Source organism: Inquilinus limosus DSM 16000 (assembly GCF_000423185.1).
GTDB lineage: Bacteria > Pseudomonadota > Alphaproteobacteria > DSM-16000 > Inquilinaceae > Inquilinus > Inquilinus limosus.
This window is the reverse complement of the sequence record NZ_KE383986.1, coordinates 241,808-266,815: the sequence shown is the minus strand read 5'-3', so window position 1 is coordinate 266,815 and position 25,008 is coordinate 241,808. Positions and strand designations below refer to the sequence as shown.

Annotated in this window: 26 protein-coding genes; 14 read left to right on the top strand and 12 right to left on the bottom strand. The window is 68.6% G+C overall.

Features of this window, described 5'->3' with window-relative positions:
* The 6 genes from G537_RS0132870 (at position 1) to G537_RS0132845 (ending at position 5,898) form a co-directional block, all read left to right on the top strand.
* Positions 1–756, top strand: a complete 756-nt coding sequence (locus G537_RS0132870) for a hypothetical protein (RefSeq protein WP_026873649.1) — start codon at positions 1–3, stop codon at positions 754–756.
* Positions 757–852: 96 nt separating this feature from the next.
* Positions 853–1,806: a hypothetical protein gene (locus G537_RS0132865; protein ID WP_155888883.1), complete on the top strand. Its 954-nt coding sequence runs from the start codon at positions 853–855 to the stop codon at positions 1,804–1,806.
* A 276-nt stretch (positions 1,807–2,082) separates the two neighbouring features.
* Positions 2,083–3,015 carry a hypothetical protein gene (locus G537_RS0132860; protein ID WP_155888882.1) on the top strand — a complete coding sequence of 311 codons (933 nt, stop codon included), beginning with the start codon at positions 2,083–2,085 and terminating at the stop codon, positions 3,013–3,015.
* Positions 3,008–3,895 (top strand): hypothetical protein, encoded by an 888-nt coding sequence (locus tag G537_RS0132855; RefSeq protein WP_026873646.1) that lies wholly within the window; start codon positions 3,008–3,010, stop codon positions 3,893–3,895. The genes G537_RS0132860 and G537_RS0132855 overlap by 8 nt, the downstream gene beginning before the upstream one ends.
* Before the next feature lie 185 nt (positions 3,896–4,080).
* Entirely contained in the window at positions 4,081–4,971 is an 891-nt protein-coding gene (locus G537_RS0132850; RefSeq protein WP_155888881.1) for a hypothetical protein, read from the top strand.
* An 18-nt stretch (positions 4,972–4,989) separates the two neighbouring features.
* Positions 4,990–5,898, top strand: coding sequence for a hypothetical protein (locus G537_RS0132845; RefSeq protein ID WP_026873644.1), 909 nt, complete (start codon positions 4,990–4,992; stop codon positions 5,896–5,898).
* Here the strand turns inward: G537_RS0132845 and G537_RS0132840 are convergent, their stop codons facing one another.
* Together G537_RS0132840 and G537_RS0132835 are read right to left on the bottom strand one after the other, a co-directional pair.
* Positions 5,899–6,912 carry a mitochondrial fission ELM1 family protein gene (locus tag G537_RS0132840; protein WP_051249432.1) on the bottom strand — a complete coding sequence of 338 codons (1,014 nt, stop codon included), beginning with the start codon at positions 6,910–6,912 and terminating at the stop codon, positions 5,899–5,901.
* Entirely contained in the window at positions 6,909–7,631 is a 723-nt protein-coding gene (locus tag G537_RS0132835) for a hypothetical protein (protein ID WP_051249431.1), read from the bottom strand. The genes G537_RS0132840 and G537_RS0132835 overlap by 4 nt, the downstream gene beginning before the upstream one ends.
* A gap of 173 nt (positions 7,632–7,804) precedes the next feature.
* Here G537_RS0132835 and G537_RS41305 point away from each other — a divergent pair, with 173 nt between their 5' ends.
* The 4 genes from G537_RS41305 to mak all read left to right on the top strand — a co-directional run bounded on the left by G537_RS41305 (position 7,805) and on the right by mak (position 12,427).
* Positions 7,805–8,812 (top strand): lysophospholipid acyltransferase family protein, encoded by a 1,008-nt coding sequence (locus G537_RS41305; protein WP_162146183.1) that lies wholly within the window; start codon positions 7,805–7,807, stop codon positions 8,810–8,812.
* Between the two features lie 88 nt (positions 8,813–8,900).
* A complete protein-coding gene (thrS, locus tag G537_RS41300; protein WP_081689199.1) occupies positions 8,901–10,907 on the top strand; it encodes a threonine--tRNA ligase in 2,007 nt (668 codons plus the stop codon).
* A 40-nt stretch (positions 10,908–10,947) separates the two neighbouring features.
* On the top strand, positions 10,948–11,436 hold the full coding sequence (infC, locus tag G537_RS0132820; protein ID WP_245579188.1) for a translation initiation factor IF-3: 489 nt from the start codon (positions 10,948–10,950) through the stop codon (positions 11,434–11,436).
* An 85-nt stretch (positions 11,437–11,521) separates the two neighbouring features.
* Positions 11,522–12,427, top strand: coding sequence for a fructokinase (mak, locus tag G537_RS0132815; RefSeq protein WP_026873640.1), 906 nt, complete (start codon positions 11,522–11,524; stop codon positions 12,425–12,427).
* A 3-nt stretch (positions 12,428–12,430) separates the two neighbouring features.
* On the opposite strand, the gene G537_RS0132810 is transcribed toward mak, so the two are convergent.
* Positions 12,431–12,907, bottom strand: coding sequence for a Rid family hydrolase (locus G537_RS0132810; protein WP_026873639.1), 477 nt, complete (start codon positions 12,905–12,907; stop codon positions 12,431–12,433).
* 202 nt (positions 12,908–13,109) lie between these two features.
* On the opposite strand from G537_RS0132810, the gene G537_RS41295 reads away from it, so the two are divergent.
* On the top strand, positions 13,110–13,877 hold the full coding sequence (locus G537_RS41295) for an adenylate/guanylate cyclase domain-containing protein (RefSeq protein WP_051249427.1): 768 nt from the start codon (positions 13,110–13,112) through the stop codon (positions 13,875–13,877).
* 6 nt (positions 13,878–13,883) lie between these two features.
* Here G537_RS41295 and G537_RS0132800 read toward each other — a convergent pair whose 3' ends face one another.
* The 4 genes from G537_RS0132800 to amaB all read right to left on the bottom strand — a co-directional run bounded on the left by G537_RS0132800 (position 13,884) and on the right by amaB (position 18,397).
* Positions 13,884–14,678: an ABC transporter ATP-binding protein gene (locus G537_RS0132800; RefSeq protein WP_026873638.1), complete on the bottom strand. Its 795-nt coding sequence runs from the start codon at positions 14,676–14,678 to the stop codon at positions 13,884–13,886.
* Between the two features lie 2 nt (positions 14,679–14,680).
* The gene (locus G537_RS0132795) at positions 14,681–15,601 is read right to left on the bottom strand and encodes an ABC transporter permease (protein WP_026873637.1); all 921 of its coding nucleotides are present in this window, start codon (positions 15,599–15,601) and stop codon (positions 14,681–14,683) included.
* 203 nt (positions 15,602–15,804) lie between these two features.
* A complete protein-coding gene (locus G537_RS0132790; protein WP_026873636.1) occupies positions 15,805–16,770 on the bottom strand; it encodes an ABC transporter substrate-binding protein in 966 nt (321 codons plus the stop codon).
* A gap of 124 nt (positions 16,771–16,894) precedes the next feature.
* Positions 16,895–18,397, bottom strand: coding sequence for an L-piperidine-6-carboxylate dehydrogenase (gene amaB, locus G537_RS0132785; protein WP_026873635.1), 1,503 nt, complete (start codon positions 18,395–18,397; stop codon positions 16,895–16,897).
* A 191-nt stretch (positions 18,398–18,588) separates the two neighbouring features.
* On the opposite strand from amaB, the gene G537_RS41290 reads away from it, so the two are divergent.
* Both G537_RS41290 and G537_RS0132775 read left to right on the top strand, forming a co-directional pair.
* Entirely contained in the window at positions 18,589–19,287 is a 699-nt protein-coding gene (locus G537_RS41290) for a TenA family protein (RefSeq protein WP_051249426.1), read from the top strand.
* An 87-nt stretch (positions 19,288–19,374) separates the two neighbouring features.
* Positions 19,375–20,184 (top strand): class I SAM-dependent methyltransferase, encoded by an 810-nt coding sequence (locus tag G537_RS0132775; protein WP_026873634.1) that lies wholly within the window; start codon positions 19,375–19,377, stop codon positions 20,182–20,184.
* A 116-nt stretch (positions 20,185–20,300) separates the two neighbouring features.
* Here the strand turns inward: G537_RS0132775 and minE are convergent, their stop codons facing one another.
* The 5 genes from minE to G537_RS0132750 form a co-directional block, all read right to left on the bottom strand.
* The gene (gene minE, locus G537_RS0132770) at positions 20,301–20,579 is read right to left on the bottom strand and encodes a cell division topological specificity factor MinE (protein ID WP_026873633.1); all 279 of its coding nucleotides are present in this window, start codon (positions 20,577–20,579) and stop codon (positions 20,301–20,303) included.
* On the bottom strand, positions 20,576–21,391 hold the full coding sequence (minD, locus tag G537_RS0132765; RefSeq protein WP_026873632.1) for a septum site-determining protein MinD: 816 nt from the start codon (positions 21,389–21,391) through the stop codon (positions 20,576–20,578). The genes minE and minD overlap by 4 nt, the downstream gene beginning before the upstream one ends.
* 23 nt (positions 21,392–21,414) lie before the next feature.
* Entirely contained in the window at positions 21,415–22,131 is a 717-nt protein-coding gene (gene minC / locus G537_RS0132760) for a septum site-determining protein MinC (RefSeq protein WP_026873631.1), read from the bottom strand.
* Between the two features lie 290 nt (positions 22,132–22,421).
* Positions 22,422–23,135 (bottom strand): RluA family pseudouridine synthase, encoded by a 714-nt coding sequence (locus G537_RS0132755; protein ID WP_034853795.1) that lies wholly within the window; start codon positions 23,133–23,135, stop codon positions 22,422–22,424.
* A gap of 7 nt (positions 23,136–23,142) precedes the next feature.
* A complete protein-coding gene (locus tag G537_RS0132750) occupies positions 23,143–23,751 on the bottom strand; it encodes a histidine phosphatase family protein (RefSeq protein WP_034853793.1) in 609 nt (202 codons plus the stop codon).
* Positions 23,752–23,872: 121 nt separating this feature from the next.
* Between G537_RS0132750 and G537_RS0132745 the strand changes: the two genes are divergently transcribed.
* On the top strand, positions 23,873–24,757 hold the full coding sequence (locus G537_RS0132745) for a polyphosphate kinase 2 family protein (RefSeq protein WP_026873628.1): 885 nt from the start codon (positions 23,873–23,875) through the stop codon (positions 24,755–24,757).
* Positions 24,758–25,008: the final 251 nt, after the last annotated feature.

Here is a 25,008-nt window from a genome sequence, read left to right as displayed (position 1 = left end):
ATGCTGCCGCTGCTCGCCAAGACCTATGCCCTGGCCGGGGCCCTGGCCGCGCCCGGCCGCACCCGGCGGATCATGGCGCTGAAGGACCGCCATCGCGGCGAACGCTGCTTCCTGCTCGGCAACGCACCCTCGCTGCTCGAATTCGACCTGTCGAAGCTGGCCGGCGAGCAGTTCTTCGTGGTCAAGAAGGGCTACAAGGCGCTGGAGCACGGGCTGCCGGCGCCGATCCCCTACTACGTGCTGAGCGATTTGCGCGGCTGGGACCGGATCAAGGCCGATGTCTCGACCCTGCCGGTCGAGACCTATCTGGTGCGCGACACCATCGCGGCCCGGCCTGAGTTCCGGCCGCCCACCGACCGTGTGGTGACCTTCCCGACCTATCGCGGGGGGTTGCGCAAGCAGGGCTTCCGGCACCATCCCTGGCAGGGGCTGGGCAATGATTCGACGGTGATCCTGTTCGCGGCCCAGATCGCCCACTACATGGGATTCGCCGAAGCCTACATCCTCGGCGTCGACCTCGACTACAGCCAGGCGACCACCTATTTCTACGCGCCGGGGCAGAGCGAGACCAATCAATACGTCCGCCCCGAGGACGAGATCTATGTCCGGGAGTTCGGCGTCCTGCGCCGGGCCTTCGAGGCGGATGGCCGGATCCTGCGCAATGTCGGCCGCGGCGGCGCGGTGATGGGGCTGGAGCGGGCCGATTACGACGCGGTCCTGGCCACGCCGAGGCCGCGGCCTTCGCGACCAGGCTAGGACCACTTTCAGCCCGACAGGCCGGTGTTCGAGCCACGGCCTACTTCTTGACGACGATGCCGATGACCGGATTACTGATCCACGCAGCGGCATCGCATGGAAATTGATGTCGCCGATACTTCCGAGACCCACTATGCTGGTCCTCAACCAGGGGACGTTCATAAAGAAATCGGTAACATGACTTCCGGGCTTGCCGCGCGCGGGCGCAGATTCGCCGTGGTCACGACCTGCAATGCCGCAGGATACGAAGCCTATGGGCAGCGCATGGTCGAGACCTTCGATCGGCACTGGCCCGCCGAGGTGCCGCTCCTGCTTTATTGCGAGGGCTTCGCTCCCAGGCCTCCCGCCGGCCGGATCGTGGTGCGCGACCTCATCGAGAGTTCGCCGGAGCTGGCCGCGTTCAAGCACCGCCACGCCGACAATCCGCTCGCCCATGGCCTGACCCGGCGTGTGCGGTTCCGGCTGAGCTATGATCTGGCCAAGCTGCGCTTCAAGCTCGGCGAGAAGCGCTGGGGGGAGGGATATCGCTGGAACGCGGTGCGGTTCGCGCATAAGAGCTTCGCCGTCTTCCATGCCGCCGCGACCACCGATGCCGATGTGCTGATCTGGATCGACGCCGACACCCGCTTCTTCGCCGATGTCAGCCGGGAGGAGATCGAAGGATTCGTGCCGCCCGATTGTTTCGTCGGGTATCTGCGCCGCCGCATTCATTCCGAATGCGGTTTCGTCGCCTACAATCTGCGGCACTCGGCGACCCGCGGAATGCTCGCGGAGTTCGAGCGGCTGTACACGCGGGACGAGATGTTCCGCGAATACGAGTTCCACGACTCCTTCCTGTTCGATCTCGTCCGCAAGCAGACCGAGCGCCGCGGTCACAAATCCTTCGACATCGCCGGGGGACTCGGCCTCAAGGTTCCGCATGTGCTGATCAACTCCCGTCTCGGCCGCTTCATGGATCACCTCAAGGGCGGGCGGAAGGAGGAGGGGCGAAGCCGGGTCGACGACCTGGTCCTGCATCGGGAGGAGGCGTACTGGCGCGAATCCGGCTGACCGCACAGGAGGGGCCCCGGGCGCGAATCGAGCGCCGGCGGGCCCGCCGCGATCGGCCTTGCGAAGTCCCCCGCCACGCCATGATTGCGCCCTGCTGCTTCTCCAGGATGCGGAATTGTGGGCGCCTGGGGCTGGGGCAACGCAAACCGGATGTGACGCTAGGCACGTTATGGTATTTCTCGTGACGCTAACGTGCCGGTGAGCGGGCCACCAGCAGCGGGAGGTCGCAGACGATCGCCGCCGCGTCAAAGGAAATGGGGTTTCGGGCAAGACGTCATGAGCGGCTATTCACTCAAGAGATTGTCCCGATGGTTTTTGAGGCGATTGTCCTGCTCTATTCTTCTGGAGAATTTGGCCGACACGAGGACGAAATCTGCTGTCAAGAACTATCGTTTGCGGATTCGCGGCAATACGCCGGATATGGGAACGCCGGGGGTCCTGTTCTGTGGTTGTGACGACAGATACTATAGGAAATTCGCGCCGAGTTTCCTGCTGTCGGCCGAGACGCTGGCCGAGCCGCTGCACATCCATATCCATCTGTATGGTCCGTGCCAGGAGACGCTCGATCACATCGATCGGATGCGTCGATCCCTGTCCCATGTGAAGCTGTCGTTCACATGGGAAGACAACTCCTACGAACGGCTTTCTCTCCCCAGGCCGGTCTATTTCTCGGCCGCGCGATTCCTGGTCCTGCACCATCTGCTGCTGGCCTGCAAGGCGCCGATCCTGTGCGTCGACATCGACGGCATCATCCGCCGCCCGTTGGCTCAGGTGTTCGAGATGATCGAGCGGGCCGACGTGACGCTGCGCTTCCGCCTCGGCGAGCGCAGGGTCTGGCGCCGGGTGTTGGCCGGCGCGGTCGGCGTCAACCATTCCAAGGAAGCGCTCGGCTTCTGCGAAAAGCTGGCGGCCGGCACCTGGCGCGCGCTGCACATGCGCCCCAGCGACCATATCGACCAGCCGGTCATCTACTATCTTTATGTCATCCGCCGGCGGCTCAAGCCGCGGATCCGGTGGCAGAACATGCCGGCCGGCCTCGTCGACGTCGAGTTCGGCGACGACAGCTTCATCTGGTCGGCGAAGGGCGCACTGAAGGAGGGGGCCGTCTTCGCCCGCGCCACCTCGGCGCTCGAGGCGCGCTACACGCAGAGCCTCGAGCAGCCGCATGCGATCTACGCCCAGATCCGCGGCAACGGCACCCATGGCTAGGATCTTCGTGTTCTGGGGCGTGTCGATCGGCAAGCCCGGGGCGGCGCTCGCCGAAGGCGCGGCGCGCCTCGGCACGGTCCATATGAGCACGCCGGCGTGGTTCGAGCCGGACGACATCGCGATTCTCTGGGCCCCGTTCCGCGGTACCTTCCGCAGCGACATCTATCGCCAGATCCGCGCCGCCGGAGGGCGGGCCATCATCGGCGAGAACGGCTGGCTGTCTCCGATCCGGGGGCAGAAGTACTTCCAGCTCGCGCTGCACGGGTGGAACGGCACCGGCGACTTCCCGGCCGGCGACCGCGGGCGCTGGGACTCGTGGAACGTGCCGCTGCGCGACTGGCGGCGCGACGGCGATAGCATTCTCGTGGTGGAGCAGCGACCGAAGGGGATCAATCTCGACCCCCGCGCCATGCCGCCCGGCTGGGCGCAGAGCGTCGTTCCCCAGACCCGCCGCAGGGTGGTGCGGCGGACCCGGTTCACCGAGACGCCGCTGGACCGGCAGCTGGACGAGGCCTTCGCGACGCTGACCTGGACCAGCACGGTCGCGATCAAGTCGATTATCCGCGGCGTCCCGGCCTTCTACTGCGGGCCGCACATCAATTGCGGCGAGTTGATGCGGCGCGGCCTCGACGTCGATAACCCGGTCTATCCGGACCGTGAGCCGGTGTTCCGTCGCTATGCCTGGATGCAATGGACCGAGGACGAGATCCGGTCCGGCGAGCCTTTCGCCCGCCTGCTGTCGCTGCCGCATGACGGACGGCCGGAGATCCTGATGGATCCGGAGCCGGTGCCGTCGGCCTGGACCTTCGCCGGGCGTATGCGGGCTGCGGCGTCACGGCACAAGCCGCTGGCCAGGATCGCACAGCGTCTGGTCGGGTAGAGGAGGGGATCCGCCGCCGGCGGATCGATCGTACACCCCGTCCATCAGGCCGCCGCGGCCCGCCGCCGTCCTTTTTGCTCCATTCCTGCGCTTTTGTTCTCTGCGTCCTGCCGCGGCGCGGCGTCTGATCGCCGCCATGCTTGCCTCGGCGGGCAGGTTGGTGGATACCCGAAGACGATATGGGAGTGACGCCTCGTTTCTTTGTTTATCTGCCCCAGGGCGACCGCAAGCCGTGGCGCGAATGCATCGCCGCCTGCGAGCGCATCGGACCGACCGCGACGGAGCTGCCGGAGCAATTCGGACCCGAAGACGTCCTCATCACCTGGTCGCCGTTCCGCCTGTCCAAGCGCTGGGCGGCGGTCCGTGACGTGCGGGCGGCGGGCGGTCGGGCGGTGATCCTCGAGAATGGCTGGCTCTCGCCACTGTGCGGCGTGCGCTACTTCCAGTTCGCGCTCGACGGGTGGAACGGCACCGGCCGGTTCCCGGACGGCGGACCGTCGCGCTGGGCGGAGTGGGGTGTGAAACTGCAGGACTGGCAGCGGCAGGGCGGGCATGTCCTGGTCCTGGGCCAAAAGGCGCAGTCGATCGGGGATGCCCGGCGGATGCCGCCGGGCTGGGCCCAGAGCCTGCGTCTGGAGACCCGCCGGCCGGTGCTGCGCCGGATGCCCGGCGCGGCGCGCCCGCTGGAGGAGGATCTGCGCGGCGCCTGGTGCACGGTGACCTGGACCAGCACGGCCGCGATCAAGGGGCTGGTCGCCGGCATCCCGGCCTTCCACTGCGGTCCCAACACGCTGTGCCCTGAGCTGTCCAAGCCCGGCCTCGATATCGAGGCGCCGATCTATCCCGAAAGGCAGCCCGTCTTCGAACGCCTCGCCTGGTGCCAGTGGAGCCCGGCGGAGATCGCGACCGGGGAGCCGCTGAGGCGGCTGCTGGACCTGCCGCATGACGGTGTTCCGGTGCGGCTCGAGGAGCCGGCCGAGGTTCGCCCGCACTACACGCTGCTGGGCCGGTTGCGCGACCTGGCCCTGCGCCTGCCCGGCGACCACCCGGTCCGCCGCCGGCTCGGCATGTCCTGACGTCGGAGGCAGCGGCGCATGCGCATCTTCATCGTCCTCGGCGATCCGCCATCTCCCGGACAGACCAACGTCAAGCCCTATGACGAGGTGGCGGCCGGGGCGCACCGGCTCGGCCCGGTCACGATCGGCATGCCCGACCGCGACGCGGGGCCGGACGACGTCTTGATCTGCTGGTCGCCCTTCCTCGGCACCGACCGGCTGGCGGCGCTGCGCACCATCAAGGCGGTCGGCGGCCGGGCGATCGTGATGGAGAACGGCTGGCTGTCGCCGATCGGCCCGCGGCGCTTCTTCCAGGTGGCGCTCGACGGCTGGAACGGGGAGGGGCGGTTTCCGCCGGGCGGGCCGGACCGCTGGCGCGGCTGGGGCGTGCCGATGCTGGACTGGAGGCGCGACGGCAGCCACGTTCTCGTCATCGGCCAGAAGCTGAAGGGGGCGGACCAGGATTTCCGCCGCATGCCGGAGGGCTGGGACTACAGTCTGACGCTGCCGACCCGGCGTCCGGTGGTGCGCCGGACGCGTAAGACCGCCGTGTCGCTCGACGAGCAGCTGCGCGACGCCTGGTGCACGGTGACCTGGACCAGCACCGCGGCGGTCAAGGGGCTGATCGCCGGGGTCCCGGCCTTCTATTGCGGGCCGACCCTGATCTGTCACGAGCTGTGCCGGCGCGGCACCGATGTCGACCATCCGGCCTATCCGGAGCGCGAGCCGGTGTTCGAGCGTCTCGCCTGGTGCCAATGGACGCGGGAGGAGATCGCGACCGGCGAGCCCTTCGCGCGGCTTCTGGACCTGCCGCACGACCGGGTGCCGCAGGCGATCGCCGAGCCCTTCACGCTGCCCGCTGCGGTGACGCAACGCGGGTTGCTGCGCGAGCAGCTGGACCATGCGCGCCGGCGATGGCGCCGCCGCCTGGCGCGCTGGAAGAGCTGATCAGACCCCCTGCTGCCTTGCGGCCAGCCGTTCCCGGAGGATGCCGGCGATGCGGCCGGCCTCGTCCAGCGGCGTGTAGGCGTAGGGCTCGATCGTGCCGGTGAACGGCCGGGTGAGCCCCAGCGTCTCCTGCATGTCCCGGTGGAAGCGATGGAACTTCTCGAGATATGGGCCGGGCTTCTCGTCCAGCGGGATCGAGAACACCGGCGTTCCGGTCGACGCCGCCTCGCAGGTCATGGTGATCGAATCCACCGTCACCAGCACGGCATCGGCGATCGCGAGATACTGGAAATACGGATTTTCGCCGGTGCGGTCCCAGACGAAGCCGCGATCGCCGGACAGCGCCTGCTGCAGCCGCGGCAGCACCGCAGGGTCGGAGCGGCGCGAGGTCGTGACCAGGAGGCTCCAACCTTCCGCCTGAAGCGCCTGCAGCTGGGCGATGAGCGCGTCGATGCGCTCGCCGGAGTAGCCGTAGCCGGGATTGGGACCGCCGATCATCACCGCCGCCCGGCGGCCGGGCAGGGCGCCGAAGCGCTGCTCCGCCGCCGCGCGATGACCGGCGACCAGCGCCGTGTCGACCCGATGCGGCGCGCCCACCATCGGCAGCACGTCGTCGCGGCCGTCGAACTCCGGCCGCCAGTCGTGCCGGCCGACGAAGCACAGGTCGAACCGGTCGAAGCCGACCATCGGGATCTGCAGATGGACGGTGAAGATCGAGCCGCCGGAGCGGCGCGTTGCGGCCATCACCGCCGGCTCCGCCTGGCGGCCGCAGGAGATCGAGAGATCCGGCCAGGGCGGCCGGATCCGGTTCAGATGGACGTTGCGGATATGGGTCCAGCGTCGGTTCAGGCGGCGTGCCAGCCCGGTCTTGGTCCGATCGGGGCGCTGTACCAGCCGTGTCTCCGCCGCGACGCCCAGCTTCTCGGCCACGCCGCGGCACTGTGCGATGGTGCCGGCCTTGCTTTCGCTGACGATCCAGCAGCGGATCGCGGAGATGTCGGACGGATCGGTCAACCCCAATGCTCGGCGACCCATGGGGTCGGGCGCACATGCTTCGACCAGCGGCCCGGCCAATGGCCGTTGATCGCATATTCCGGCTTCGGATCGCCGTGGAACACGACGATGCGGGCGCCCTCGGGGCGGCGCGGGGTCATGAACCAGTTGAACAGGCCGAACGGACCGCCGGGCATGCAGTGCTTCTTGAAGCTCTTGCACCAGGCGTCCGGCCACCAAGTGATCTCGCCGATATGGTCGGAGACGTAGGTCTGCGAATTGCGGTAGCGCGCGAAGATCTGGCGATGGTTGGCGACCAGGTTGTCCAGCACGTCCTGATGCGCCCCGATCTCGAAGCGGTAGACCGAGGTGTTGCCGACGCGGCGGTCCGGGTGCGTCCAGTTGTGGATCACGCAGAACCGGCCCGGATGGTCGAAGAACGGGTCCAGGCTGTCGACGATGACGATGTCGAGGTCGAGGAACAGCGTCGGCCCTTCGAGGTCGCCGAGCGGCTTGCCGAACAGCGTCACCTTGCGCCAGGGCAGGTTGCGGTGCGGCTCCGGCACCTGCAGCACCGGCATCGGGAAATGCTCGACATCGGGGGCGAGGCCGGTCGGGTCGTCGGTGAAGCACACGAAACGGTGCGGCCGCGCCAGGTTGCGGCTGACCATCGACTTCAGCCGATTGACGTAGTCCGGCCCGTATTTCGGGCCCCATTTCGCGCAGATGACGTTGACCATCGAGATATTTCCGTTCACTTGCCTGCCGAGTTAGCATGCGGGTTCGGCCGGCTCAAGCGACGTGCCGCCGCGCCCCGGATGACCGGACTTCTCCGCATGGCTCCTCGAACTTGCCTTTGTCCGGCAACATTCCCAATTTTCGGCCTGAGCGAATCCCGATCCCGATTTCTCTGATGAGTCGATTGCGCAATAGACTGAAACGGCTGCGGAAGGACGCGCCGCGCCTGGTGCGGTCCTACGTCGTCCATCCGCTGCAGGCGGCCCTGGCCTACACGGCCTACGGGCTGCTGCGCTGCGTGCCGATCGACGTCGCCTCGAACATCGGGTCCTGGGTGGCGCGGACCATCGGCATGCGGATCGGCGCCACCCGTCACGGTGACCGCAACCTGCAGCTGGTGATGCCGGAGCTGACGGCGGCCCAGCGGCGCAAGATCCTGGCGGGGATGTGGGACAATCTCGGCCGGGTGATCGGGGAATATCCGCATCTGCGGGCGCTGGGGCGGGCCGAGGCGCGCCGCGCCGACCGGATCATCGTCGACGGGGTCGAGAACTACGAGGCCGCGCGGGCCGACGGCCGTCCGGTGATCATGGCGCTGGCCCATTTCGGCAACTGGGAGGCCGGGCCGATCGTCGCCACCCGACACGGCGCCCCCCTGACCATCTTCGTGCGGCCGCTGAACAATCGGCTGGTCGACCGGCTGGTCCGCGGCGTGCGCAGTTCGCTCGGCACCGGCCTGCTGGAGAAGCGCATGGCCGGCAACGACGCGCGCCGGGCCCTCGGCCTCCTGCGCAATGGCGGGGTGCTGGGGGTGATGGTCGATCAGCGCTACACCGGCGGGCTGAAGGTGCCGTTCCTCGGCCAGGATGCGCTGACCTCGCCGGCGGCGGTGGAGATGGCCTACCACTTCAACTGCGCCCTGCTGCCGATGCGGGTGGAGCGCACGAAAGGCGCCCGCTACCGCGCGGTGATCGACCCGCCGCTCGACATCCCCCGCACCGGCGACCGCAAGGCCGATGTGGAGGAGGGAGTGATCCGGCTGAACCGGGTGGTCGAAGGCTGGATCCGCGCCCGGCCGGAGCAGTGGCTGTGGCTGCACAAGCGCTGGCGACTGACCCCGAAACGGCCGATCAAGCCGCCGCGGGTGATGCGCCAGCCCGCGCCGCCGTCGCAGGCGGCATGAGCGCGCCGCTGCCCAGGCCGCTTGACAGGCCTTGCCTGCCCCGTACAGTGCCTCGCCCCCTTCCGGAAGAATGAACGTGGATAGACCCATGGCCGAGCCCGCCGGCATCGCCATCACCCTGCCCGACGGCGCGGTCAGACGCTACGACCGCCCGATGTCGGGCGCCGACATCGCCGCCGATATCTCCAAGAGCCTGGCCAAGGCGGCGATCGCCATGACGATCGACGGCAAGCTGTCGGACCTGGCGACCATGGTCGACCGGGACGCGAAGGTCGGCATCGTCACCCGCAGCTCGCCCGAGGCGCTGGAGCTGATCCGCCATGACGCCGCGCATGTCATGGCCGAGGCGGTGCAGGACCTGTATCCCGGCACCCAGGTGACGATCGGCCCGGCGATCGAGAACGGCTTCTACTACGACTTCGCGCGCGACGAGCCGTTCACGCCCGACGATCTCGAGAAGATCGAAGCCAAGATGCGGCAGATCATCGCCCGCAACGCGCCCTTCACTCGCGAGGTGTGGGACCGCACCGAGGCGATCGAGTTCTTCAAGAACAAGGGCGAGAAGTACAAGGCCGAGATCATCCAGGACCTGCCGGAGGCCGAGACCATCTCGATCTACCGCCAGGGCGACTGGCTCGATCTCTGCCGCGGCCCGCACATGCCCTCCACCGGCGGGGTGGGGCAGGGCTTCAAGCTGATGAAGGTGGCCGGCGCCTATTGGCGCGGCGATCACCGCAACGCCATGCTGCAGCGGATCTACGGCACGGCCTGGCGCGACCAGAAGGAGCTCGACGCCTATCTGCACCAACTGGAGGAGGCGGAGCGCCGCGACCACCGCAAGCTGGGCCGCGAGATGGACCTGTTCCATCTGCAGGAGGAGGCGGCCGGCAGCGTGTTCTGGCATGCGAAGGGCTGGACCCTGTACCGGACGCTGGAGAACTACATCCGCGAGAAGCTGGCCCGGGCCGACTATGTCGAGGTGAAGACGCCGCAGCTGGTCGATTCCAGCCTGTTCAAGGCGTCCGGCCACTGGGACATGTACGGCGACAACATGTTCAAGGTGGCGATCGGCCAGAAGGAGGACGGCTCGCCGGAGCGGCTGGCCGGCATCAAGCCGATGAACTGCCCCTGCCATGTGCAGATCTTCAAGCAGGGCATCGTCAGCTACCGCGACCTGCCGATCCGGATGGCGGAGTTCGGCAGCTGCCACCGCAACGAGCCTTCGGGCGCGCTGCACGGGCTGATGCGGGTGCGGGCCTTCACCCAGGACGACGCCCATATCTTCTGCACCGAGGAGCAGTCGGTGTCGGAGGCGGCGCGCTACATCGCGCTGCAGTACGAGGTCTATCGCGACCTCGGCTTCCCCGACGTGGCGGTGAAGCTGGCGCTGCGCCCCGACGTGCGGGCGGGGTCGGACCAGCAATGGGACGTCGCCGAGCAGGCGCTGCGCGATGCGCTGATCGCGGCCGGGCTGGAGTTCGAAGAGCTGCCGGGCGAGGGCGCGTTCTACGGGCCGAAGATCGAGTTCCACCTGACCGACGCGATCGGCCGGACCTGGCAGTGCGGCACGCTGCAGTTCGATTCCGTGCTGCCGGAGCGGCTCGACGCCACCTATGTCGGCGAGGACGGGGCCAAGCATCGGCCGGTGATGCTGCACCGCGCGATCCTCGGGTCGCTGGAGCGCTTCATCGCCATCCTGATCGAGAACTATGCCGGCAAGCTGCCGCTGTGGCTGGCGCCGGTGCAGGCGGTGGTCACGACCATCACCAGCGAGGCCGATCCCTACGCGCAGGAGGTGCATGCGGCGCTGGTGGCCGCGGGGCTGCGCGCCGAGATCGACCTCCGCAACGAGAAGATCAACTACAAGGTCCGCGAGCACAGCCTGAAGAAGGTGCCGCTGATGCTGGTGGTCGGAAAGCGCGAGGCGGAGAGCCGGAGCGTGGCCCTGCGCCGCCTTGGCGGAGAGGCGCAGGAAGTCCTTGCCCTGAGCGAGGCGCTTCATAAACTTGTGGAAGAGGCGCGATCCCCGTTGACATCCAAGAGGGGGGAGGTGCAGACGGGGGCGCAGCAATTGACGGAGGCTATCCATAGCTAGACTACCAACGAATGCCCTGCCGACCCGCGAAGGGCCGAGGGTGAACCGCGAGATCGATACGGCCCAGGTGCGGCTGGTCGGCGCGGATGGCGAAATGATCGGGGTCGTGCCCCTGCGCGAGGCCCTTTGGGCCGCGGAGCAGGCCGGGCTGGACTTGGTCGAGATCTCGCCCAACGCCGTGCCGCCGGTCTGCAAGATCCTCGATTACGGCAAGTTCAAATTCGAAGCGCAGAAGAAGAAGAACGAAGCGCGGAAGCGACAAAAAGTCATCGATGTCAAGGAGATCAAGCTCCGCCCCAACATCGACGACAACGATTACAACGTGAAGATGCGCAGCGCGCGGCGCTTCCTCGAGGAAGGCGACAAGGTCAAGGTGACCATGCGCTTCCGCGGGCGAGAGCTGGCGCACCAGGAGCTGGGCATGAATGTTCTGGTCAAGGTGCGCGACGAGCTGCAGGACCTGTCGAAGGTCGAGCAGATGCCGAAGATGGAAGGCCGGCAGATGATCATGGTGCTCGCGGCGAAATAGCCGCGGGCACGCCTGATGACGGTGGTGCGGTCCTGCACCCGGGTGCAGGGCCCTTTTCTTGGCTTGAGGAAGGGCGGAGGCGGGTATGCGGATCGGCGTCGATCTCGGAGGCACGAAGATCGAAGCGATCGCCTTGGACGATGCCGGGACGGAGCTGCACCGCCAGCGCATCCCGACGCCGCGGCACTATGAGGGCACGGTCCAGGCGATCCGGGATCTCGTCGCCGCGGTCGAATCGGCGGCCGGCCAGCGCGGTACGGTCGGCGTCGGCATGCCCGGCGTTCTGTCGCCGCAGACCGGGCTGGTCAAGAACGCCAACTCCACCTGGCTGATCGGCAAACCCTTCGACAAGGATCTCAGCGCCGCCCTGGACCGCGAGGTGCGTTGCGAGAACGACGCCAACTGCCTGGCCGTGTCGGAGGCGACCGACGGTGCCGCAGCCGGCAAGGGGCTGGTTTTCGCCGTCATCATCGGCACCGGCACCGGAGCTGGCATCGCCGTCAACGGCCGCGCCCATCGCGGCGGCAACGGCCTGGGTGGCGAATGGGGCCACAACCAGCTGCCCTGGGCCACGCCCGAGGAGCTGCCGGGCCCGGACTGCTACTGCGGCAAGCAGGGCTGCCTCGAGACCTGGATCTCCGGCACCGGCTTCGGCAAGGACCACGTCCGGGTGACCGGGCAGGAGATCTCGACGCATGAGGTGGTGGCGCGGGCGGAAGCCGGCGATCCGGACGCCTCGGCCAGCCTGGAGCGCTATATCAGCCGGCTGACCCGGGGCTTGGCCCATGTCGTCAACCTGCTCGACCCCGACGCCATCGTGCTCGGCGGCGGCATGTCGAACGTCGTGCGCCTGTACGAGGAGGTGCCGAAGCGCCTGCCGCCGATCGTGTTCGGCCGGGAATGCGCGACGCCGATCCTGAAGGCCAAGCACGGCGACAGCAGCGGCGTCCGCGGCGCCGCCTGGCTGTGGCGGCAGGGCGAGGTCGGCTGATCGCTACTGTCCGCCTCGTGGTTCCAGCGGGGCAAACGCGGTCGCCTTGATCTCGACCAGCCCGCCATCTGGGTTCAGTTCCGCCACCGCCAGTTCGACCGCAGCGGGATAGGGGGCGGCAAAGAACTCGTCCCGCACGGCCGCGATTGCGGCCAGCTGTCCGGCCTTGTCCAGCGCCAGCCGGTCGCTGCCGAAGATGTGGAACATCTGCAGCTCAACCACGTCCTCCAGGCGCGCATCGCAGGCGTTCAGAAGGTCTTCGATCTGCCGGAAGACGCGGCGCAGCTCTTCGCGGAATTCCGCCGCATCCATCGGCTGCGGCTGCGGGTTGCAGGCGACCACCCCCGACAGATGGACGAAATCCCCGGCCCGTCGTGCCGGCGCGTAGTGGAACTGGTCGACATCGGCCTGCAACGCGGCCGGGATCGCCACTTTGCCGGTGCGGGTTGCGATGCTGCGGATGTCCGCTTGGCTGACCATCGACGTTCTCTATTTTGTAATCCGTGATACAGAATAGCTCCCAAAGATCGGGCGGATGGTCAAGTGATTTATGGAATAGTAACTACAGAATCGTGATGGCTGTCGCACGATATATCGAAATCGATGTTCATGGAATGTTCTCCATCTCGCGGCGGCGCGGCTGGTGGGTTATGATCCGGTCTCGATCTGTTATGAGGCCGCCATGCCGCCGGAACGCCGCCTGACCGCCATCCTATGCGCCGACGTGGTCGGCTATTCGCGGCTGGTCGGGCGCGACGAGACCGGCACCCTGGCGCGGCTGGATCAGGCCCGCGACATCCTGCGGGCGGCGACCGAAGCGCAGGGCGGTCGCGTCTTCAACCTGGCCGGGGACGGGCTTCTGGCCGAGTTCCCGAGCGCGCTGGCCGCGGTGCAGGCCGCGATCTCGGCCCAGGACAGGCTCGGCGTCTGGGCGGCGGACCAGCCGGAGGACGACCGCATGCGCCTGCGCATCGGCGTCAATCTCGGCGACGTCGTGGTCAATGGCGGCGACCTGCTGGGCGATGGCGTCAATGTCGCGGCGCGGCTGCAGGCGCTGGCCATGCCGGGCGGCATCTGCCTGTCCGGCGCGGTCTACGACCAGGTCCGCGGCAAGATCGAGATCGGCTTCGCCGATCTCGGCCCACAGCCGATGAAGAACATCGCCGAACCGGTGCGGGTCTATGCCCTCAGGATCGGGCCGGAGGCGGACCGGGTCGGGACTATGACGCCTCCGGCCGAGGTGCCGCAGCCGTCTTCGCCCTTCGATGGTTTCCGACGCCGGTTGCTGGGCTCCCTGTTGATCCTGGCCCTGCTCCTGGTCATCAACCTTATGACGAGTCCGGACTACCTCTGGGTACGATGGCCGGCGCTCTGGTTCGCCTTCATGCTGATCTGGCCCTTCCTGCGGATTCTGCTCTGGGACCGATCTGAGAACGCCGGCAGCAAATAGGCGGCCTTACGCCAGCAGCAGGCTGTCGTCGTCGAGCTGCTCGCCGCGCACCTTGCTGAACAGCTTCAAGAGGTCCGGCACGTCGAGGCCGTGCCGTTGGTCGCCGGCCACGTCGAAGGCGACCTGGCCCTCGTGCAACATCACCGTGCGGCTGCCGTGGTCGAGCGCGTCGCGCATCGAATGGGTGACCATCAGCGCCGTCAGCTTCTGCTCCTCGATGATGCTGCGGGTCAGGCGCAGCACGAAATCGGCGGTGCGGGGGTCGAGCGCCGCGACATGCTCGTCCAGCAGCAGGATCTTCATGCCGGCCAGGGTCGCCATCAGCAAGCTGACCGCCTGGCGCTGGCCGCCGGAGAGCTGGCCCATGGCGTCGCCCAGCCGGTTCTCCAGCCCCAGCCCCAGCACCGCCAGCTTGTCGCGGAACACCTTGCGGCGCGGACCGTCGAGGGAGGCGGCGAAGCCGCGCGCGCGGCCGCGGGCATAGGCCAGGGCCATGTTCTCCTCGATCGACAGCCCCTCGCAGGTGCCGGCCATCGGGTCCTGGAACACCCGGGCGACCAGGCCGGCCCGCTTCGGCGCCGGCCAGCGGGTGACGTCGACGCCGTCGATCTCGATCCGGCCGCGCTCCGGGCTGGCGTCGCCGCTCAGCACGTTCAGCAGGGTCGACTTGCCGGCGCCGTTCGAACCGATCACGGTGACGAACTGACCGGCCGGGATGGCGAGGTCGATGCCGCGCAGCGCGCGGTTCTCCAGCGGCGTGCCGCGTCCGAAGGTGACGTGGACGTTCTCGACTCGGATCATCGTCAGGCGCTCCGCCGCATCAGCGTCTTCAACGGGTTGCGGACGCCCGGCAGCATCAGCGCAACGCCGACCAGGACGGCGGTGACCAAGTTGAGGTCCGAGGATTGCAGCCCGAGCCAGCCGGTGTTCAGCGCCAGCGCGATGGCGATGCGATAGAGCACGGCGCCGATCACGCAGGCCAGCAGCATCATCACGATCGAGCGGGTGCGGAAGATGGTCTCGCCGAGGATCACCGCGGCCAAGCCGCTGACGATCGTGCCGGTGCCGACGGTGACGTCGGCGAAGCCGGCCGTCTGGGCGAACAGGGCGCCGGCCAGCGCCACCAGCGCGTTCGACAGCGCCATGCCGACATAGATGTGCAGCTTGGTCGAGATGCCCTGGGCCCGCGCCATCCGGGGGTTGGCGCCGGTGGCGCGCATGGCGAGGCCGAATTCCGAGGTCAGGAAGCGGCCGAGCGCCAGGCCGACAACCAGCACGATGATCGCCAAAACCACCACCTTCAGCGTCGCCCGGACCGGCAGCCCCGTGGCCTCGATCGCCGGCGACAGCCAGGTGAACAGGTTGATCACCGTATCCTGGTTGATCAGAGCGACGTTCGGCTTGCCCATGATGCGCAGGTTGATCGAGAACAGCGCGATCATGGTCAGGATGCTGGCCAGGAGGTGCAGGATGCCGAAGCGGACGTTGAGCCAGGCTGTGACCCAGCCGGCCGCGGCGCCGGCGGCGACCCCGACCAGCGTCGCCAGAACCGGGTCGATGCCGCCGACGATCAGCGTGGCGGTGGTGGCGGCGCCGAGCGGAAAGCTGCCGTCGACGGTCAGATCGGGGAAGTTGAGGACCCGGAAGGACAGAAACACCCCGAGCGCGACGAGGGCAAAGACCAGCCCGATTTCGATCGCGCCGAGAAAGGCGATCAGACTCATCAACACATCCTGCGGAACGGCCGCCGGCGGCCGCGGAAACGAGAAGGCCCCGATATACGGGCTTCGGCCGGATCTGTCATGTCCGGACGGCCCGATCGGGGCAGTGCCCGTAGGTTGGGTTCGCCATGACGAACCCAACACCTCGCCGGTCACTGACGACGATGTTGGGTTCGCTGACGCGAACCCAACCTACGCGTTCAAGCTTACTCGATCACCTTCTTGGCGCGGCTCAGCACCGCTTCGGGGACGGTGACGCCCATCGCCGCGGCCGATTTCTTGTTCACGAACAGGTCGGTGCCGCTGGCGTTCTTGACCGGGATGTCGCCCGGCTTCTCGCCCTTCAGCACCCGGGCCACGACCGCGCCGGTCTGGCGGCCGACCTCGAAATAGTCGAAGCCGACGGAGGCGATGGCGCCGCGGGCGACGCTGTCGGTGTCGCCCGAGAAGACCGGCAGCTTGTTCTCGCTGCCGACCGCGATCACAGCCTCGAGCGCCGAGACGATGGTGTTGTCGGTCGGGACGTAGATCACGTCGGCCTTGCCGACCAGGCTCTGTGCCGCGCCCTGGACATCGGCCGACTTGGACGCCGCGGCGGTGACGATGTCGACCTTCCACTCCGGCGCCATCTCCTGCAGCGCCGCGATCAGCGCCGCCGCGTTCGCCTCGCCCGGGTTGTAGGGCACGCCGATCGTCTTCACCGTCGGCACGATCTCCTTGATCAGATTCAGGTGGTCGGCCAGAGGCGACAGGTCGGAGATGCCGGTGACGTTGCCGCCCGGCTTCTCGAGGTTCTTGACCAGCTGGGCGCCCGCCGGGTCGGTCACCGCGGTGAACACGACAGGGATGTCCTGGGTCGCCGCGACCACGGCCTGGGCCGAGGGGGTGGCGATCGGCACGATCACGTCCGGGCTCTCGCCGACGAACTTCTGCGCGATCTGGGCGGCGGTGGCCGGGTTGCCCTGCGCCGATTCCCACTGGAAGACGAGGTTGTCGCCGTCCTTGTAGCCGGCCTCCTCCAGCGCCTTCTTCACGCCGTCGCGGGCGGCGTCGAGCGCCGGATGCTCCACGATCTGCGTGACCGCCACCGTGACCTTGTCGGCGGCGACGGCCACCGAGGACAGAAGCGCCAGGGCCGCGCCGGCCGCAAGTGCCAAACGGCTGATATGCATGATACCTCCCCTGTTTCTCCGCCGGCGGGCCTCGCCGGTCGTGTCTGAGCGCATTAGCGCAGGCGGCCGGCGGGCCGTCAAGAAACCCGCCCGCCGCCTGCGTTTTGTCAGAGTTTTCGGCCGATCAACCCAGGTCGAAGACGATGCCCTGGGCCAGCGGCAGCTCGCGGCTGTAGTTCACCGTCGCGGTCTGCCGGCGCATATAGGCCTTCCAGGCGTCCGAGCCGCTCTCGCGCCCGCCGCCGGTCTCCTTCTCGCCGCCGAAGGCGCCGCCGATCTCGGCGCCCGAGGTGCCGATGTTGACATTGGCGATGCCGCAGTCGCTGCCCGCCGCCGACAGGAAGGTCTCGGCCTCGCGCATGTCGGTGGTGAAGATGCAGGAGGACAGGCCCTGCGGCACGTCGTTGTGCAGCATCAGCGCCTGGCCGAAGTCCCGGTACTTCATGACGTAGAGGATCGGCGCGAAGGTCTCGTGCTTGACGATGTCGCTCTGCGCCGGCATCTCGGCGATCGCCGGGCGGACATAGAAGCCACCCTCCGGCACGCCCGCGGTGACCCGCTCGCCGCCGGTGACGGTGCCGCCCTGGTCGCGGGCCGCCGCCAGCGCCTTCTGCATGCCGTCGAACGACGCTTGATCGATCAGCGGCCCGACCAGCGTGCCCTGCTCCAGCGGGCTGCCGATGCGCACCGCACCATAGGCCTGCTTCAGGGCCGGGATCAGCTTGTCGTAGACGCTCTCATGCACGAACAGGCGGCGCAGCGTGGTGCAGCGCTGGCCGGCGGTGCCGACGGCGCCGAACAGGATGGCGCGGACCGCCATGTCGAGATCGGCCGAAGGGCAGACGATCATGGCGTTGTTGCCGCCAAGCTCGAGCAGCGAGCGGCCCAGGCGCTGGGCGACGCGCGGCCCGACCTCGCGGCCCATGCGGGTCGACCCGGTGGCCGAGATCAGCGGCACCTTCGGGCTGTCGACCAGCGTCTCGCCGATGCCGCGGCCGCCGATCAGGATCTCGGCCAGCCCGTCCGGCACGCCGCCGAAGCGCTCGGCCGCCTTGCGGAAGATCGCCATGGTGGCCAGCGCCGTGAGCGGCGTCTTCTCCGACGGCTTCCAGATCACCGGGTCGCCGCAGACGAAGGCCAGCGCGGCGTTCCAGGACCAGACCGCAACCGGGAAGTTGAAGGCGGAGATGACGCCGACGGGGCCGAGCGGATGCCAGGTCTCGGCCATGCGGTGGCCCGGCCGCTCCGAGGCGATGGTCAGTCCATAGAGCTGGCGCGACAGGCCGACCGCGAAGTCGCAGATGTCGATCATCTCCTGCACTTCGCCGAGGCCCTCCTGCAGGATCTTGCCGGCCTCGATCGAGACCAGCCGACCCAGCTCCGTCTTATGGGCGCGCAGCTCCTCGCCGAACAGGCGCACCAGCTCGCCGCGGCGCGGCGCCGGTACGCTGCGCCAGTTCAGGAAAGCGTTGGACGCGCGCTCGATCGCGGCCTCGGCGTCGGCGTCCGTATGCTCGCGCAGGCGGGCGATCTCGAGGCCGTCGACCGGCGACCGGACGACCAGCGTGCCGCCGGTCAGGGCATCGGGATCGAGCCCGAGGCTGCGGATGAGGTCATGCAGCTCCATGAAACACAACTCCGGAGAACGAGAGCGCCGAAGGCGCTGATGGGCGGCATTCGTATCGTCGCCGGGTCCGCGGGGCAAGCGCAGTGGCGACGGGCAAGGGCGAGCGGATGCACCACCAAAAATAGCATTGCGGCTTGATTAAAAATAGTGTTTATGATTTGTTCGTGTCCTGAAAGTGGTGGATGGGGAAGATGGGCGCGGCATTCCTCGAAGCGCTTCATGTCGAAGCTGTGGCCATGGTCACGGCGGTGCGGCGGACCCGCAGCGCCCGCAGCCTGCTCGACGGCACCGCCGGGATCGCGACCTATGCGAACATGCTGCGCGAGGCCTATCACTACCAGCGTGTGCTGCCCTCCACCCTGGCCCTGGCGGCGGAGCGGATGCTGGATCACGGCCGCCATGTTCCGGTCGCGCTGCTGCTGCAGGAGAAGGCGGGCGAAGTGGCGGGGCTCGACCTGCGGATCCTGGCCGATCTCGAGATGCTCGGCTTCAGCCGGGCGGATGTGGTCAACTCGGTCCCAGCGCCGCCGACCCAGGCCTATATCGCCTGGCTCCGGTTCCTCTGCCGCAGCGACCATCCCGCCGGCTTCCTCGGGACCGCCTATGCGCTCGAATATCTCGCCGCCACCTGCGCCGGCGTGGCCGCCGACAGCCTGGGGCGGGCGGGGCGGATCCCCGGCATCCGACGGGCGCTGGGCTTCCTGCGGAACCGGGCCGACGCCCGCGAGGGGCATGTTCGGACGCTGGCCGCAGCGCTGCCGGAGCTCGACGATCCGGCGGAGATCGACTCGATCCTGACCTCGGCCCGGGTGACCCGCATGGCCTATGCCGGGCTGCTCAAAGCGGTCGACGGGATGTCGTCGATGCCGGCGCGCCTGCCCCAGGTCTGAGGCTCGCCGGGCAGGCGACGGCTGTCGGTCCGCTGCGCCCTCTGGTAGAAGCCATGGCCTGCAGAGGCTCGAGAAGGGGAGGGACCGATGCACGAGGGCATGGCGCTCAACCGGGCGAACTGGGACGAGCGGGTCGCGGTCCATCTCCGCTCCGCCTTCTACAATGTCGACGGGTTCCGGCGCGGCGAGACCGACCTCGGGCCGATCGAGGCGGCGGAGATCGGCGATGTCGCCGGGCTGTGCGTGGCCCATCTGCAGTGCCATTTCGGCCTGGACACCATGTATCTGGCCCGGCGCGGCGCCCGGGTCACCGGCCTCGACTTCTCCGCCAACGCGATCGCTGCCGCCCGCGCCTTGGCGGCCGAGACCGGCAGCATCGCCGAGTTCGTCGAGGGCGACGTCTACGACGCGCCGCGCCTGCTCGGCGCGGGTCTCCACGACCTCGTCTTCACCAGCTGGGGCACGATCCTCTGGCTGCCCGACATCGCCGGCTGGGCCCGGGTGGTGGCGGCGCTGCTGAAGCCGGGCGGGCGGCTCTATTTCCTCGACGACCATCCGGCGGCGCGGGCGCTGGACCAGGCGGGCGCGGATGCGCCGGTCGTGCCGACCTACGCCTATTTCAACGACTCGCCGTTCGAATTCGACGCACAGGGCAGCTACGCCGACCGCGATGCCGCCTTCACCCACACCCGTTCGGTCGAGTGGATGCACCCGCTGGGCGCCATCGTCGGCGCGCTGCTGGCGGCCGGGCTGCGGCTGACGGCGCTGCGCGAGCACGACGCCACGGCGTGGCAGATGTGGCCCTGCCTGGTGCGGGGAGAGGACGAGCTATGGCGGATGCCGGCGGACGGGCCGAACCTGCCGCTCAGCCTCACCATCGAGGCGGTGAAGGGCTGAGGTGAGCCGTCGAGGCTGATTTGGAGAAGAGTCCGGCCGGATCGGCTGCGCCGCGGCCGGGGCGGCGTCTCACCGGGGCCTTCCGCATCGCCCCTTCTGGGTGAGACCGGCTTCGCTCAGCCGCGGGCCGCGATCCGGGCAGGGCCCGACGGGGTCGGGATCTCGATGTCGACCTCGAGCGTCGACACCGAGTCGCCGCGGTCGAGCTTGACCTGGACCTTCTCGCGGTCGACCGCGATGTGCTTGGCGATCACCGCCAGGATCTCCTCCTGCAGGACCGCCATCAGATCGGACCGCCCGCCGATCACCGACCGTTCATGCGCCAGCAGGATCTGCAGCCGCTCCCGCGCCACCGGGGCGGAGTTGCGCTTGGTGAAGAAGCTGAACAGGCTCATGCAACCCTCCGGCCGAACAGCTTGGCGAAGATGCCCTTCCGGTCGCTGGGCACCGACATCTCGACCGTCTCGCCCTTCAGGCGCTTCACGGCGTCGAAATAGGCCCGGGCCGGGGCGCTGGTCGGGGCATTGAGCGTGACCGGCGCGCCCATGTTCGAGGCCCGCAGCACCTCCTCGCTCTCCGGAATGATGCCGAGCAGCGGGATCGACAGGATCTCCAGCACGTCCTCGGTCTTCAGCATCTCGCCGCGCTCGGCCCGGCCCTGGTCGTAGCGGGTCAGCAGCAGGTGCTTCTCGACGCGCTCGCCCCTTTCCGCGCGCTCGGTCTTGGAATCGAGCAGGCCGATGATGCGGTCGGAGTCACGGACCGAGGAGACCTCGGGGTTGGTCACCACCACGGCGGCGTCGGCATGGCGCATCGCCAGAACCGCACCCTTCTCGATCCCGGCCGGGCTGTCGCAGATCACCCAGTCGAACTTCTCCTTCAGCTCGCCGATGACGCGCGACACGCCCTCCATGGTCAGGGCGTCCTTGTCACGGGTCTGCGATGCGGCCAGCAGCGACAGGGTGTCGATCCGCTTGTCGCGGATCAGTGCCTGCGGCAGCTTGGCGTCACCCTGGACGACATTGATCAGGTCGAACACGACCCGCCGCTCCGACCCCATCACCAGGTCGAGGTTGCGCAGGCCGACGTCGAAGTCGACGACGACGACGTTCTGCCCGGTCTGGGCCAAGGCCGCGCCCAGCGCCGCGGTGGAGGTCGTCTTGCCGACCCCGCCTTTTCCGGATGTCACGACCAAGACCTTGGCCATATTCGCTCCTCTCCTCTAATGCCTCAGTCCAGGGCTGCCAGAACCATGGCGTCGCCGTCGAGCCAAACCTGCACCGCCCTGCCGCGCAGCTTCGGCTCCATATCGTCCGCGGTCTTGTAGAGACCGTCGATCGCCAGCAGCTCGGCCTCGAGCTTGCGGCAGAAGATCCGGGCCCGCCCGTTGCCGGTGGAGCCGGCGATCGCACGGCCGCGCAGCGTGCCATAGACGTGGATCGACCCCCCCGCGATGATCTCGGCCCCCGAGGCGACCGACCCCACGACCGTGACGTCGCCCTCGGGGAAGATCACCGACTGGCCGGAACGCACCGGCCGGTCCAGCAGCAGCGAGGCGGCGGGCCGCGGTTCGGCCGCAGGCGCCGCCGCGGCCTGGGCGCCGTCCGGCACCTCGATCATCCCGGCGGGGCGGCTGCCGGTCATCATCGGCGGCAGGCCCCAGGCCTCGGAGCCGAGCCAGGACGGGTCGGCGCCTTCGATCCCGATCAGGCGGATATCGCGCTGCTGCAGGTCCTCGATCAGGGCGGTGAGGTCCTGTTTGCGCATCGGCAGGGCCGACAGGTCGACCACCACGGGGCGGCCCTGGAAGAACGCAGGCGAGCGCTGGATCTGGGCGTCGAGTTCGGTGAGCCAGTCTGTGATCGGCGGTTCCGGCGCCAGGACGAGCGCCATGAAGGAGCGACCACGGAAGCGGATGGCGGGGCGGGTGCGGGCTGCTGTTGTCACGGTCAGGGGCGTAGCCGGGCGCGATCCGGCCGTCAACACGGGGGTTCTCGACCATTGAACCCGGTTCGATCCGGATATGCAACAGGTTGTGGTTCCCAGGGCGCGAGGCCGCCATTTGTTGTGTCGCGTTCCCTTCTGTCCCGGCCGGTTTGCAAAGCTTTCGCCGCTCTCCCGATCGGTCGGACCGCCATGCCGGCCCCGGTTCCGGATCCGGCCGGACGTCGGCAAGCGAGACGGAAAGCCGGGCGACTCGGAGTCCGATCGAATATGTCGGCCGCAACCGTTGTCGGTCAGCCGGCCGGAGCGGCCTCGAATCGCCGCAGCGTCTCGGCGAGATGGGGCGGCGGCGGCGCCTCGGCCGTGACCGGCGGCTTCTTCGGATACAGCGGCACCGACACGCCGCGGGCGTGCAGATGCAGCGGCGGGGCGTCCGCGCCGCGGCCGGCGGTGCCGTAGATCGCGTCGCCCAGGATCGGGAAGCCGGAGGCGGAGCAGTGCAGCCGCAGCTGATGGGTGCGTCCGGTCAGCGGCCGCAGCTCCAGCCAGGTCAGGCCGCCGGCGCGGCCCAGCACGCGGAACTCGGTCTCGGCCGGCTGGCCCGAAGGGTCGATCTTCATCCACCAGCCGCGCTCTGCCGACCGCCTGGCCAGCGGCAGGTCGATGCGGCCCTCATCCGCGGCCGGCCCGCCTTCGACCACCGCCCAGTAGGTCTTCGCGACCTTGCCGGAGGCGAAGAGCTGACCCAGCGTCGCCGTGGCCTTGCGGTGCCGGCCCAGCACCAGGCAGCCGCTGGTGTCCTTGTCCAGGCGATGGGCGAGGGCGGGCGGGTGCGGCAGTCCGAAGCGCAGCGCGTCGAGATGCCGGTCCAGCACCGGCCCGCCCTTCGGCCCGGCATGCACCGGCAGCCCGGCCGGCTTGTCGAGGATCAGCATCAGCCCGTCGCGGTACAGCAGGCGGGCCAGGATCTCGGCGTCGGTCAAGGCTGGGGTCGGGGCGGCGATCATGCCGGCGTCATCGCACCGGGGAGGTATCCGGCGCAACGGCGTCGATGCTCCGCCACCCGTGCAGCAGCCTGCGCCCGATCGCGGCGAAGGCGAAGTAGTGGCCGCCTTGGCCGGCGGGCTGGTCGGCCTCGCGGCTGATCGGCCGCCCCTGCAGATGGCACAGCAGCAGCGCCCCGACGCCGCCATGCGAGACGATGCCGACATCGCCATCCGCCGGAGCCCGGCGCAAGACCTCGTCGACGGCGGCGACGATGCGGCGCTGGGCGTCGGCCGCGCGCTCCCAGCCGCGCACGCTCTCCTGCGGCCGGGCGAAGAATGCGTCGGCCATGGCTTCGAACTCGAACTTCGGCAGATAACCGGTTGAAGAACGATCATTTTCGCCGAGTTCTTCAAGTTCGGTGACAGGCAGGCGAAGGGCTTCAGCGAGGATGGCCGCGCCGTCCCTGGCCTTGCGCTCGGTGCTGCAGAACACGCTGTGCAGCCGGGGCACCCAGGGCCGGTCCAGCACCGCCCGCATGCGGGCCCGGCCGCGCTCCGACAGCGGCCACTCCGGCACCGGCACCGCCGGATCGATCACCACATCGGGGTGGGTGATGAAATAGAGGTGCTGGGCCATTCGATCCTCGATCCGGAAAGCCGGTCATCATCTCCGATTTGCCAGACCGACGAAATTCCTGCATCGATCATGCCGGAGCGCGCTGTCCGGCGCGCCGGGGGTCCGATCGGAGAGGGAAGGAATGGTCAAGCTGGGCAAGCTGGCGAAGCGCTACCGGATCGAGGATGGTGACGGCTTCCGCCTGAAGGACTGGGATCCGGCGGACACCGCCTGGCTCGACAAGGACGACAAGGTGGCGGCGCAGGAGGCGCTGGCCGAGAGCGTCGCCCGGCTGGCGGAGATGCAGGACATGCTCTACGCCCAGGACCACTGGTCGGTGCTGCTGATCTTCCAGGCCATGGACGCGGCCGGCAAGGACAGCACCATCAAGCACGTCATGTCCGGGATCAACCCGCAGGGCTGCCAGGTCACCGCCTTCAAGCAGCCTTCGGCGGAGGATCTGGACCATGACTTCATGTGGCGCACCACCCGGCACCTGCCGGAGCGGGGGCGGATCGGCATCTTCAACCGCTCCTATTACGAGGAGGTGCTGGTGGTCCGGGTGCATCCGGACATCCTGGCCAGGCAGCGGCTGCCGCCGAGGCTGGTGACCAAGAAGATCTGGAAGGAGCGGTTCGAGGACATCAACGCCTTCGAGCGGTATCTGGCCCGCAACGGCACCCTGATCCTGAAGTTCTTCCTCAACGTCTCGCAGGAGGAGCAGAAGAAGCGCTTCCTGGCGCGGCTGGACGAGCCGGAGAAGCACTGGAAGTTCCAGCCCGCCGACGTGGCGGAACGCCAGCTCTGGCCCGACTACATGAAGGCCTATGACGAGATGATCCGGGCGACCGCCACTCCGCATGCGCCCTGGCATGTGGTCCCGGCCGACAGCAAATGGTTCACCCGCCTGGCCGTGGCCGCGGCCATCGTCGGTGCGATGGAGGGGCTGGACCTCGCCTATCCGAAGGTCGCGCCGGACCTGAAGGACAAGCTGCAGGCGGCCCGGGCGTCGCTGGAGAACGAATAGACCGCGACATCCGGTTGGATGCCGCCGGCGTATCCGGGTGGTATCCGCAGGCCGTCGATGAGTCTCATGAGGGGCGGCATGGCGATCCGGATCGGTTGGAAAGGGCCATGTGTCGCCGCGGCTCTCTGGCTGGCTGCTCTTCTTCCGGCCGGCCAGGCCTGGGCGGCCAATCCGGTCTTGCTACCGGCGCCGGCAGGGATATTCGCGGTCGATCCCGCGACCTTGGCCGTATCCTTACGCACGGCGGCGGG